At 62.2% G+C, this 12,627-nt stretch carries 8 protein-coding genes; 2 read left to right on the top strand and 6 right to left on the bottom strand.

Features of this window, described 5'->3' with window-relative positions:
- Positions 1-5: 5 nt before the first annotated feature.
- Genes KI610_RS06415 through KI610_RS06400 form a run of 4 tightly spaced genes read right to left on the bottom strand, consistent with a single transcriptional unit; the run spans position 6 to position 6,810 of the window.
- Positions 6-629, bottom strand: coding sequence for a c-type cytochrome (locus KI610_RS06415; protein ID WP_226497829.1), 624 nt, complete (start codon positions 627-629; stop codon positions 6-8).
- Positions 630-657: 28 nt separating this feature from the next.
- Entirely contained in the window at positions 658-2,103 is a 1,446-nt protein-coding gene (gene tldD, locus KI610_RS06410) for a metalloprotease TldD (protein WP_226497828.1), read from the bottom strand.
- Positions 2,104-2,113: 10 nt separating this feature from the next.
- A complete protein-coding gene (locus KI610_RS06405) occupies positions 2,114-2,887 on the bottom strand; it encodes a carbon-nitrogen hydrolase family protein (RefSeq protein ID WP_404827500.1) in 774 nt (257 codons plus the stop codon).
- 32 nt (positions 2,888-2,919) lie between these two features.
- Positions 2,920-6,810, bottom strand: coding sequence for a YhdP family protein (locus KI610_RS06400; RefSeq protein ID WP_226497826.1), 3,891 nt, complete (start codon positions 6,808-6,810; stop codon positions 2,920-2,922).
- A 100-nt stretch (positions 6,811-6,910) separates the two neighbouring features.
- On the opposite strand from KI610_RS06400, the gene glnE reads away from it, so the two are divergent.
- Positions 6,911-9,607, top strand: a complete 2,697-nt coding sequence (gene glnE, locus KI610_RS06395; protein ID WP_226497825.1) for a bifunctional [glutamate--ammonia ligase]-adenylyl-L-tyrosine phosphorylase/[glutamate--ammonia-ligase] adenylyltransferase — start codon at positions 6,911-6,913, stop codon at positions 9,605-9,607.
- A 119-nt stretch (positions 9,608-9,726) separates the two neighbouring features.
- Here the strand turns inward: glnE and mscL are convergent, their stop codons facing one another.
- Both mscL and nhaD read right to left on the bottom strand, forming a co-directional pair.
- Entirely contained in the window at positions 9,727-10,152 is a 426-nt protein-coding gene (gene mscL, locus KI610_RS06390) for a large conductance mechanosensitive channel protein MscL (RefSeq protein WP_226401377.1), read from the bottom strand.
- A 142-nt stretch (positions 10,153-10,294) separates the two neighbouring features.
- Positions 10,295-11,578 (bottom strand): sodium:proton antiporter NhaD, encoded by a 1,284-nt coding sequence (gene nhaD, locus KI610_RS06385; protein ID WP_226497824.1) that lies wholly within the window; start codon positions 11,576-11,578, stop codon positions 10,295-10,297.
- Positions 11,579-11,726: 148 nt separating this feature from the next.
- Between nhaD and nhaR the strand changes: the two genes are divergently transcribed.
- Positions 11,727-12,626: a transcriptional activator NhaR gene (gene nhaR, locus KI610_RS06380; protein WP_226497823.1), complete on the top strand. Its 900-nt coding sequence runs from the start codon at positions 11,727-11,729 to the stop codon at positions 12,624-12,626.
- The last annotated feature ends 1 nt before the right edge of the window (position 12,627 follow it).

Raw genomic sequence — 12,627 nt, 5'->3', positions numbered from 1 at the left:
GTCGCTCAGGGCATTTGCGTCAGGTAGTTGGCGATGGCCGTGATGTCTTCGTTCTTGAGCGTCGCCGTGGCGATCGACATCAACTGATTGTTGCGCACGCCGGTCATGTCGCGGTAGCGGGTGATCGAGCTTTTGAGGTACGGCACCTTCTGGCCGGCCAGACGGGGATACAGGTCGTTGCCACGGGCCTGCTCGCCATGGCAGCGAACGCAGAGCTTGCCAAACAGTTCCTTGCCGCGCGGCACCTGGCTGACGTCGGCGGCCGAAGGCGCCACCTTGATGCTGGCGTAGTAGTGGGCGACCTGGATGCGCTCCTCATCCTTGAGCACCTTGATCAAGCCTTGCATGAACGGATCCTTGCGCTCGCCGGCGCCGAACTTGCGGATCTGCTCGAGCAGGTAGGCCGGGTTCTGCCCGGCCAGGTTGGGCACGTCGGCCGTCTTGCTGATGCCATCTTCGCCATGACAATTGGCGCAGAAAAAAGTGACCTTCTTGCCCGCATCGACCGCCGAACGCAGCGCCACCTGGTCGGAACCGATGCTCTTCAGGCGTTCCTGCAACGCAGGGTCAGACTGGGCAAATCCCGAAGTCGTTGCAAAGAGACAAGCCCAAATGAATAGTCCGCGCATCGAATCACCTCAACAATGTGACTAGATATTATGCAGTACCACCCACCGTCAGTCCATCAATACGCAAAGTGGGTTGTCCGACGCCGACCGGAACGCTCTGTCCATCCTTGCCGCAGGTGCCGACACCGGGGTCGAGTTTGAGGTCGTTGCCGATCATCGAAACGCGAGTCATCGCATCCGGGCCGTTGCCGATCAGCGTCGCCCCCTTGATCGGGCGCGTCACCTTGCCGTCTTCGATCAGGTAGGCCTCGCTCATCGAAAAGACGAACTTGCCGCTCGTGATATCGACCTGGCCACCGCCGAAGTTGGCGGCGTAGATGCCCTTCTTGACCGACTTGATGATTTCCGCCGGATCGTGCTGGCCGGCCAGCATCATGGTGTTGGTCATGCGCGGAATGGGCAGATGGGCGAAGGATTCGCGGCGGCCGTTGCCGGTCGGGGCGACGCCCATGAGGCGGGCATTCAGGCTGTCCTGCAGATAGCCCTTGAGGATGCCATCCTCGATCAGTACAGTGCGCTGCGTCGTATTGCCTTCGTCGTCGATATTGAGCGAGCCGCGCCGGTCGGCAATCGTGCCGTCGTCGATGACGGTGACGCCCTCGGCGGCGACGCGCTGGCCGACGCGGCCGCTGAAGGTCGAGCTGCCCTTGCGGTTGAAGTCGCCTTCGAGACCATGGCCGACAGCTTCATGCAAAAGGATGCCGGGCCAGCCGGAACCGAGCACGACCGTCATCTGACCGGCCGGGGCGGGGTCGGCATGGAGATTGGTGGCGGCCTGATGGACTGCCTCCTTGGCGTAGCGCTGGAGGATTTCGTCGTCGAAATAGCCGAAGTCGAAACGACCGCCACCGCCGGACGAACCCTGCTCGCGTTTGCCGTTTTCTTCAATGATGACCGAGATCGAGCAGCGCACCAGCGGCCGGATGTCGGCGGCCAGACGGCCGTCGGAACCGGCAACGAGGACCACTTCGTATTCGCCGGCCAGCGAGGCCATGACCTGCAGAACACGCGGATCGAGCGCCCGGGCAAAGCCTTCGAGGCGTTCGAGCAACTTGACCTTGGCTTCGGCCGGCAGCGAGGCAATCGGGTCGTTCGGCACGTAGAGCGACCTTGCTACGGTCGACGGGAAAAATTGGCCAAATTTGAAATTCTGCCCGGCTACGGCAATCGCCCGCACGGCGTTGGCGGCATCGCCGAGCGCTTGCGAACTGATGTCGTCGGAGTAGGCAAAGGCCGTCTTTTCGCCCGAAATGGCGCGCACGCCGACGCCCTGGTCGATGTTGAAACTGCCCGACTTGACGATGCCTTCGTCGAGACTCCATGCCTCGGAGCGCGAGTACTGGAAATAGAGGTCGGCGTAATCGACCTGATGCGTCAGGATCTGGCCGAAGGTTCGCGACAGGTCGCCTTCGCTGAGCGAGAAGGGGGCCAGCAGCAGGGATTCGGCTTGGGCCAACGCGCTGTTTTGAGTCATGAATACTTCCTTAAAGTTTGCGGTGTGCAAGCGCCGGCAGGCTCTCGCGAATTTCGGCAAGTCGCTGGTGATCAAGGTCGGCGATGACGACGCCCGGCCCCTTCAATTTGCGGTCGAGAATCTCGCCCCACGGGTCGATGATCATGCTGTTGCCGTGCGTCATGCGACCATTTTCATGGCGCCCGCCCTGTCCGACAGCAAGAAGATAACACTGGTTCTCGATGGCCCGGGCCCGCAGCAAAATTTCCCAGTGCGCCTTGCCCGTCGTTTCGGTGAAAGCGGCCGGCACGAGGATCAGATCGACCGGCGCCAAGGCCCGGTACAACTCGGGAAAACGCAGGTCATAGCAGATCGACAAGGCAACCTTGCCGAACGGCGTGTCGACCGCGACCGGCGTATCGCCCGGCTCGATGAAGCTGGCTTCGTCGTAGGCTTCATCGCCTTTCTTGAAACCGAACAGGTGAATCTTGTCGTAACGCGCGACACATTCGCCGGCCGGGTTGAAGACCAGGCTGGCATTGCGCATCTTGTCCGGGCTGCTGGCGGTCAACGGCAGGGAACCGGCAAAAATCCAGATGCCGTGGCGCTGCGCCGTCTCGGCAAGCCACGACTGAATCGGCCCGGCGCCGAAATCCTCGCGCGCCCGCACGCGGTCGGCATCGGCAGCGCCGATGATGGGGAAATACTCGGGCAGCACGACCAGTTGGGCGCCCTGCGTGACAGCCTCGTCGATAAGCCGGCCGGCGGTGGCCAGATTGTCGGCAACGCGCGGCCCGGAAATCATCTGCACGGCGGCGATACGGCAATTCTGCTTGATCAAGGCTTGCTCTCCACGGGTTTGCTGGCGTCTTCCGGCTCGGGTTTTACGTCCTGCACCGACTCGCCCGCCTTGTCGACGAGCGGGTCGGCCCAAGTGCCGGTCACATGATAGCGGTAGCTGAACAGGCGATTGAGCGGTTTTTGCAGCACCGTGTTGGCGACCAGCGCCGCTGCCCCGATCACCGGATTGACCAGCGCCGCGGCGCCGACGGCCGCCAGCCCGCCGAGTTCCGGCCGAACGACGACCTGCATGTCCTGCGTTTCGGCCTTGAGATCCGTTTCGCCCCGCATTTCAACCTGGGCCGCCGGCCCGAAGATGCGCAGCGGCTCGACGGTCCGCATGACGCCCTTGCGAATGGACAGCTTGCCATCGATGCTGTCGAAAGCCAGGCCATCGCTGAAAATATCGCGAAAATCCAGGGTCAGACGACGCGGCAGGGACTGCAGTGAAATCAGCCCGAGCAGTTTGCCGACGCCCGGCTCAAGCTTGTTGAACTGGCCTTTTTCGGCCTCGACATTGAGTTGCCCGGTCAGCGACGGGTAGTGAATGCCGGTCAGCGGCCCGTTCCATTGCAGGTCGCCGGTCATTTTCGCCTTGCCGCGGCGCACCGTGTCGCCGTAGCCAAGACGGCCGACCAGCTTGCCGACATCCTTGGCTGTCAGTTCGAAATCGAGCCGTGTCTGCGGGCGCAGGCCCTGCGTCCACACACCCTTGCCCTTGAGAGCGCCATCCGGGTTCTCGAGGCTCAGCGTATCGAGGTGCCAGGCCCCCTTGTCGTTGCGCGCCTTGAGTTCGAGCCGACCCAGCGCCTTGTCGCCAAGGTAGAAATCATCGACCGTCAGACTCATCCCGGGCAAGGTATTGATCAGTGACGACGCGTCATCGGCCACCTCCGTCGACTGCCGCACCACCAGGCGCTTGAAATTGCCCTCGACCCAGCCTTCGCCGGCACTCTTCCAGAGCACCTCACCGACCGCCTCGCGGGTATTCAGGCCGATCAGCCAGCCCCCATCGCGCGGTCGCAGGGCAACATCGACCTGATTGAAATCGCGATCTAGCAGGCGCAACAGGGGCGTTTTGAGCGTCACCACATTGAGCGCCAGACCGCCATTGTCGGCGCCGCCGGTCGCCCCCTCGGGCAGGAAATTCTTCCAGGCATCGGCATCGATGCGCGACGTCGCGACGCGCACGGCCAGACCCTTTTCCGGCAGGCGCGGCTCAACATCGCCAACGGCAAAAACGCCCCGCTCCCAGCTCTCACCCTTGCGCACAATCAAGCCTTGGGCAACCTTGCCGAGCGTGATCCGGTATTGCTCGCGCTGGGCATCCGGCGCCGTCCGCTCGATGCGCAGGGCGAGCGGCATCGTTGCGTTCTTGTTCAAGGGGTCGGGCAGTGGCGAACTGATGCCAAGCAAGTCGGATTCGACAACAACGTCGGCATTGCGCTTGCGGATGCCGATATCCGCCTTCCAGGCGGCATTGCCGCTCAGATGATTGATCAGCGGCCAGCCGAAATACTTGCTCACCTCGCCGATACTGGCCGTGCCCGTCGCCACCACGCCGACCTTGTCGCCGGCGCTCTTGACCTGAACCTTGAGCGGCCCGCCGAAAACCTGGCCGGCGATATCCTTGGCCGAGACGGTATTTTCCGTTATCAACAGGCGCCCATTGACCTGTGTCAGCATCGGCAAGCCGGCCAGCGGCTGCAGCTGATTGTTCTGGAAACGATAGTCGCCGCGCACCTTGGTATCGAGTGCATGGCGCAGCGGAATATCGAGCTCGAGATTCAGGCTGCCGTTGCCGACCGCCTTCATGCCGTCGGTGAAGCGATCGATCTGCTCCGCCACCGGACTTTGTTCGATGAACTTGAAGAACTCGCTGGTCGGCCCCAGCGCCGTGCCGCGGACCAGCAACATTTCCTCGTGCGACTCGAAATCCGGGATGTCCACTTTTACGTCGGCCAGCGAGGCACCCAGGATGCGGCCCTTGCTGGCCTTGATCCGCATGCCGGTATCGAAGCTCATGTCGGCATCGATATCGTCGATGACCGGCCAGCCGTCGGCGTAATCGACCTTGGCACCGGTCGCCTTGGCGGTGACGATGAACTTGCCGCCCTTGCCGTCGCGGAACGGGAAATCCTTGAGATTGCCCTTGAGAATGAGCTTGCCGTCATAGCCACGCCCGCCGACGATACCGCGCCGGATCCAGTTGCGGGCACCGGCATTGACGGCGTGCGGCATGTAGCGCCAGACAGCCGTCCCTTCGCCGCGTTCGACGCTCGCTGTCAGGTCGATTTCGCCCGGCCCTTCGCCGGTGTAGCGATAAGTACCCTGGGCTGACCCTGCCGCATCCGGACCGGCGAATTCGAGTTTTTCGAGCTTGATGTCGGTCCCTTGCGCCGAGTTTTTCCAACTCGCCTTGGCCTTCAGCGTATCGAGCGCGATGTTCGGTTCGGGAAAAATGGCCGGCAGGGACAGGCTGGAAACACCGGAATCCAGCTTCAGATCACCGCCTTTTTCGGTCAGGTCGATCGTCCCGGAAACGCCCCCGGCGCCGGGAAAAATGCCGGCGGCCTCGATGCCCATGTCGCGGAAGCCAGCCTTCAGGCTGTAGCGCTTGAGCGTTTCGCCGGCCAACGACCAGCTCGCCTTCAATTCGGCAATCTGGCCCTGCGGCCGATGGCGGATCAGCAAGTCCCGGCTCTGCGCGTCGAGCGGCAAATAGGAAGCCAGGCGGCCGAGCACCGCCAGATCGAGAAAACTGGCGCTGGCGTTGCCGTTGACCGCAGCACTGGCCGTGTCCTGCCGCCATTCAACCTTGAAGTCGGTCGGCGCGATGCGCAGTCCATCCTGCGTCTGCAGTTCGACCTTGTGGCCGACCACAGCCCATTCATCGGCTTTGTAGCGCCCTTCGAGACGGCCGCGCATGCTGGCCAGTTCAAGCTCGGGCAGCTTGCGGCCGAGGCGTATGCGCAACTCCTCGAGCGCCACGTCAGCCGTCAATTTACCGGCGCCATCGTCAAGATCGCCCCAGATGCGCAGGGCACCGCGGCCCTGCGGCAGATTGACCGGATAATCGACCCAGGCCCGCCAGCCGGCCAGATCGGCGTAATCGAGTTCGACAAAAATCTGTCCGGACAAATGCTCGAGCGCCTCGCCGAGGTCGCCCTTGACCTCGCCACGGATATCGACGCGGGAGGCCAGTTCATCGGGCGGGGCGGCAGAGATACCGAAGCGATGGCGGCGCCCGCTGTTATCGAGGGCGAATTGCAGGTCTTCGAGGACCAGCGGCGGCGCCTTGCGCAGCCGGTCGTCCCAGACAATCGTTGCATCGCGGATGCGGATGCGTTTTTGTTCGAGCACCCACTCGGCAAAGGCCGGGTCGCTCTCGCCTTCGGTGTCGACACCGGCCACCGTGATCTTGCCGTTGCTGTCGCGCCGGACATGCAGGACCGGGCCATCAAACGCCAGCAGGGCCAGCGTTGGCCGCAGGCGCCACAGGGTTTGCCACGACAGTACGCCCTCGACACGGGCCAGCGAAAAGGCCGGCGCGCCCTGACGGTCGGCGATCACCACGTCGTTGAGCACCAGATCGGGATTGAGCCCCTGCCAGCGCGCCTCGATGCGGCCGATCTTGACCGCTTGCCCGACGGCGCGCGTCGCCGCCTGCTCGATCTGAAGCTGGTATTCGCCGATCTGGGGCAACACCACGTAGCGCAGGGCCAGCACGAGGATGACAAAAGCCAGCCAGGCGGCGAACAGCCCCCAGCCCAGGACGCGGACGGTACGGCTGGCGAGCACCGGCCACAGCCAATGCAGGCGGTGATACAGCGCAACGCGCACATCTGGCGGAATCACACGGGAATTTGGGTGCAGCGGCTCACTCACACGTCAAACCGCTTTGCCAGAGGGGGGAATTGATCACTACAATCGGATACTGGATAAAAACGACATTCTACCTTTTCGGCCAAGCTGCCGACGGACCATCATGGACACCACCCTCGACCCCCGCTGGCAAGCGGCTGTACACCACAGCCGTTATCTCGCCAATCTGCTGCAGGCGCACCCGGAACTGATTCCCGAACTGCTCGCCACCTGGCAACAGCCGCTCTCCGAGGCCATGTTGCAGGCGCCGCTGCAACGCGAGTTTGCCGATGACGATGCGGTTCGCTCCGCCCTGCGCCGCCTGCGCCAACGCACCATGGCCCATCTGGTTTTGCGCGATCTGGGCGGCCTGGCGCCGCTGGCTGAAATCGTCGAGTGCATGACCTTGCTTGCCGACGTGACGACCAACTTCGCGCTCGAGTACTATCACCGCCAGCTCGTCGCCACCTACGGCGAACCGCTCGACAAGGCCGGTCAGCCGCAACGCCTGCTGATCATCGGCATGGGCAAGCTGGGCGGGCGCGAGCTGAACGTGTCGTCCGATGTCGATTACATTTTCGTTTACCCAGAAGACGGCGACACGGCCGGCCCGAAAAGCATCGAGAACTTCGATTTCTTCACCCGCCTCGGCAAACGCATCATCGGCGCGCTGGGCGATTTGACGGCCGACGGCCAGGTTTTCCGCGTCGACATGCGCCTGCGACCGAATGGCGACTCCGGCCCGCTGGTCTGCTCGCTCGACGCGCTGGAAAATTATTTCATCACCCAGGGCCGCGAGTGGGAGCGCTACGCCTGGATCAAGGGCCGCACCATGAATGCCGGCGAGAACCTGCAGCCGGGCTGGGTGACGGCCATGCAGAAAATCGCCCGGCCTTTCGTCTTCCGCAAATATCTCGACTTCGGCGCCATCAACGCCATGCGCGACCTGCACGCCCAGATCAGCCGCGAAGTGGCGCGCAAGGACATGGCCGACCACGTCAAGCTCGGCCCCGGCGGCATCCGCGAAATCGAGTTCATGGCCCAGGTCTTCCAGCTCATTCGCGGTGGCCGCGACCAGGCACTGCAGATCCGGCCAACCCTTTCCGTGCTCAAGCTGCTCGTCGATCGCAAGCTGATCCCGGCCGAAACCGAGCAGGAATTGCGCGAGGCCTACGTTTTCCTGCGTCGCCTTGAACACCGGCTGCAATACGTCGAGGACAAGCAGACGCACATGCTGCCGATCGACGCCGAAAATCGGCAAATCATCGCGGTCAGCATGGACTTTCCGGATTGGCCGGCCATGCTGGCCGCGCTCGATAGCCACCGAGAAAAGGTCAGCCAGCATTTCGGCGCCATCTTCTCCGACCCGGAAGCTGGCGAGCATCCGCTGACCGGCCTGTGGCAAGGCCAGCTCGACGAAGACACTGCGATCGAAGCCTTCGGCAATCTCGGCTACCGCCATCCCAAGGAGGCCATCGCCCGCCTGGCCGAACTGCGCGCCGCCAGCCGTTATCTACAACTGCCGGCGACCAACCGGGCCCGGCTCGACGCCGTCGGCCCGCGCCTGATCGAGGCGGCCGGCGCGACGCCCGCCCCCGATACGACGCTGGCCCGCGGCCTGAGTTTCCTCGAGGGCATTGCCCGCCGCGGTTCCTACCTCGCCCTGCTCCAGCAATACCCGATGGCGTTGCGCCGCGTCGCCGACATGATCTGCGCCTCGAACTGGGCGGCCGACTACCTGAACCGCCATCCGCTGCTCCTCGACGAACTGCTCGACCCGCGCCTCTACGAAATCGCCACCAATTGGGCCGGTTTCCGCGAAATCCTGCGCGACAACCTGGCCCAGCACGTCGACGACACCGAACGCGAGATGGACATCCTGCGCGAAATGCACCACGGCCAGGTTTTCCGGCTGCTGGCCCAGGATCTGGCTGGCCTGCAGACCATCGAGCACCTCTCCGACCACCTGACCGAGCTGGCCGACACCATCGTCCAGGAAACCCTGCCGCTGGTGTGGGCGAAGATCAGGAATCGCCATTGCGAAACACCGAAATTCGCCGTCATCGGCTACGGCAAGATGGGCGGCAAGGAGCTCGGCTACGCCTCCGACCTCGACCTCGTTTACCTGTTTGACGACGACGATCAGGACGCCCCGGAGAACTATGCCCGCCTCGGCCAGCGCCTCAATTCCTGGCTATCGAGCCAGACGCCGGCCGGCATCCTGTTTGAAACCGACCTGCGCCTGCGCCCGAATGGCGAATCCGGCCTGCTTGCCGTTTCGGTCGATTCCTTCCGCGAATACGAGCTCAAGAACGCCTGGACCTGGGAACACCAGGCCCTGACCCGGGCCCGTTTCTGCGCCGGCGATCCGGCCGTCGGCAAGCGTTTCGAGGAAATCCGCTGCGAAATCCTGCGCCTGCCGCGCGACCTGGCCAAGCTCCAGGAAGAAGTCGTCGCCATGCGGCAAAAAATGGTCGATGCGCACGGCACGAAAAGCGAAACCGAGTTCGGCCTCAAGCACGACGAAGGCGGCATCATCGACGTCGAATTCATCGTCCAGTACCTGATCCTCGGCTATTCGCACGAGCACGCCAGCCTGACCGGCAATCTCGGCAACATCGCCTTGCTCCGCATGGCCGGCGAACTCGGCCTGATCGACCCGCAACAGGCAGAAGCGGCCGGCAACGCCTACCGTGAGTACCGTCGCCTGCAACACGCCAAGCGCCTGTCGGCTTTTCCCAAGTCGCCGATTCCGCGTGAGGAGGTGGAAAAACATATCGCCGCCGTCCGCCGGCTGTGGGTGGCGGTTTTCGCTAATTGAGGGGCGCCATGGCCATTTCAATTTTGGCCATTTTTTCCGGTTGACCGTGGCAATGGGCTACCGCCATCGAACCATGAAAAAAGGCCGCACTCGGCGGCCTTGATCGGGGCGAACGTCGCTTATTTCTTCAGCGAATCGCGAATCTCGCGCAGCAGCATGACGTCTTCCGGCGTCGGCGGGGCTTCCGGCGCGGCAGCCGGCTCTTCGTTACGCAGACGGTTCAACTGCTTGACCATCATGAAGATGATGAAGGCCAGAATGATGAAATTGACCAGAATGGTCAGGAAAGAACCGTAGGCAAAGACCGGAATGCCGGCCTTCTTGATTTCGGCCAGGGCAACGAGGTTGTTCGGGTTGTCGCCGAGGACAAAGAACAGGTTGGAGAAATCGAGTTTGCCGACGACGCGGCTGACCAACGGCATGATCAGGTCGCCGACGATCGAATCGACGATCTTGCCGAAGGCCCCGCCGATGATGACGCCAACCGCCAGATCCATCGCGTTGCCCTTGACGGCGAATTCCTTGAATTCCTGGACCATTCCCATTTTTCTCTCCTTGGCTATGTTTTGGTCGGCCGATTATTCGCTTTGTGGCGCGCGCCGGTCAAGCAATTTTCATAACTTCAGTTTTCCTTACAAAGCTTTACAGAGTCGCTCGGCAGAGCGCTTCAGCGTACTTTCGGGCTGGCTATGAAAGCATGTTCAGTTGCAGGAGGTAGATGCCGGCGCCGGCAAAATAGCCAACCAGGGCCAAGCCGCTGATCTTCTTGACGTACCAGAAAAAGTGGATTTTTTCGAGGCCCATCGCGGCCACACCGGCGGCCGAACCGATGATGAGAATGGAGCCGCCCGTGCCGGCGCAGTAGGCCATGAATTGCCAGAGGAAATGGTCAGGCGGGAAGTTCGTCAGGCTGTACATACCCATTGAGGCGGCAACCAGGGGCACGTTGTCGACAATCGCGCTGACCAGACCGATGATCAGAACGATGACATCCTGCCGCCCGACGGTCTCGTCCAGCCATTGGGCCAGCGAGGTCAGGATATGCGTGTGTTCCAAGGTGGCGACTGAAAGCAGAATGCCGATGAAAAACACCAGTGAACTCATGTCGATCTTGCTCAGGGCATGGGCCAGGGTGAAATGGACCTTGAATTCGTCTTCCTTGTGCCGATGGACCAGATCGCCGACCAGCCAGAGGAGCCCCAGACCGAACAGGATGCCCATGAATGGCGGCAGGTGCGTAATCGTCTTGAAGGCGGGAACGGCAACCAGAATGCCGAGCCCCATGAAGAACATCAGATTGCGTTCAAACTCTGTCGTGCCAAGCCCATGGTCGCTATCGACCAGTTCCGGACTGACTACCTCGCGGCCGCGCAACACGTAGGCGGTAATCCCCATCGGGACGATCATGCTGACCAAGGCCGGCAAGAGCACCGCCTTCATAATCGCCAGCGAGGTAATCTGGCCGCCGATCCACAGCATCGTCGTCGTCACGTCGCCAATCGGTGACCAGGCCCCACCGGAATTGGCGGCGATAACGATGATCCCGGCGAAGAACAGGCGGTCATCATGCTTGGCCAGCAGCTTGCGCATGAGCGAGATCATCACGATGGTCGTCGTCAGGTTGTCGAGAATCGCGCTCAGGAAGAAGGTGACGAAGCCGACCAGCCACATCAGGGACGACAACTGGGTCGTCCTGATCCGCTTGGTAATGACCTCGAAGCCGTTGTGCGCATCGACGACCTCGACGATGGTCATGGCGCCCATCAGGAAAAACACGATCTGCGCCGTGCCGGTCAGCGACTCGCCCAGTTGCTCTGTCAGCAAATGCGTATCGCCCAGCGAGAGGGCATAAACCGTCCACAGCAAGCCGGCACCAATCAGGGCCGAAGCCGATTTATTGACCTTGAGCGGATGTTCCAGCGCGATGGCAGCGTAAGCGACGACAAAAATAACGACGATGGTGGCTAGCATGCAAAACCTCAGCGGGGTTGGACTCCGGAGCGGCTCGATCAGCCCGCCCCGGTCAAAATTTGGCTGGTAAGTTAGCGCAACTCACGACTAAAATAAATTCGATTTATTTCCGGAAACAATAAGCTTTTCTCGATGAATTGAATGAGCCGTGAACCACAAGCATCTGTTCTATTTCTGGAAGGTGGCCAAGGCCGGCAGCATCGCCCGGGCCGCCGAGGCAATCAATGTCACGCCGCAAACCTTGAGCGGTCAGATCGGGCTGCTGGAAAGCAACCTGGGGACCGAGCTGTTTGCCCGCCAGGGGCGCTCCATCGTCCTGACCGAGGCCGGCAAAATGGCCCTGGAGTACGCCGACGAGCTCTTCGCCCTGAGCGCCGAACTGGAAGTGATGATCAAACATCACCCAAAGGGACGGCCGGCCGAGTTCCGCGTCGGCGTCTCCGATGCGGTACCGAAATCCCTTGCCTGCACGCTGCTCCAGCCCGCCATCCATGGCGAACAGTCGACGCGCATCGTTTGCCGCGAATGGCAGCTGGACCGCTTGCTTGCCCAGTTGGCGGTGCACGAACTCGACATGGTCATTTCGGACGCCCCGGTACCACCGGGCTTTAGCGTTCGGGCCTACAACCATCGCCTGCTCGATTCGGGGATTTCCTTTTTGGCGGCCAAACGGCTGATCGCTGAAACGTCGGCCGAGTTTCCCGCCTGCCTCAACGAACTGCCCTTGCTTTTACCGGGGGAGGATTCAACAGTCAGAACAAATCTTCTGCCCTGGCTGGAAAGAGAGCGCATCCGGGCGCGGGTTGTCGGCGTATTCGATGACACCGCCTTGATGGCGGCATTCGGCAAGGCCGGTGTTGGCGCATTTCCGGTTCCCACCATTGCCGAAGACGAATTTCTCACCTCGGGCGAACTGGCCGTTATCGGGCGGACCACCGATGTTCAGGTCAGCTACTTCGCCATTTCGGTCGAACGGCGCCTGACCCACCCGAGCGTCCTGGCGGTAACCCAGTCAGCGCAGCGTATCGGTTTGCCTGTCGGCGAATAGG

Source organism: Ferribacterium limneticum (assembly GCF_020510565.1).
GTDB classification, from domain to species: domain Bacteria; phylum Pseudomonadota; class Gammaproteobacteria; order Burkholderiales; family Rhodocyclaceae; genus Azonexus; species Azonexus limneticus_B.
The sequence above is the reverse complement of the archived record's forward strand: the minus strand, read 5'-3'. Positions and strand labels throughout refer to the sequence as shown.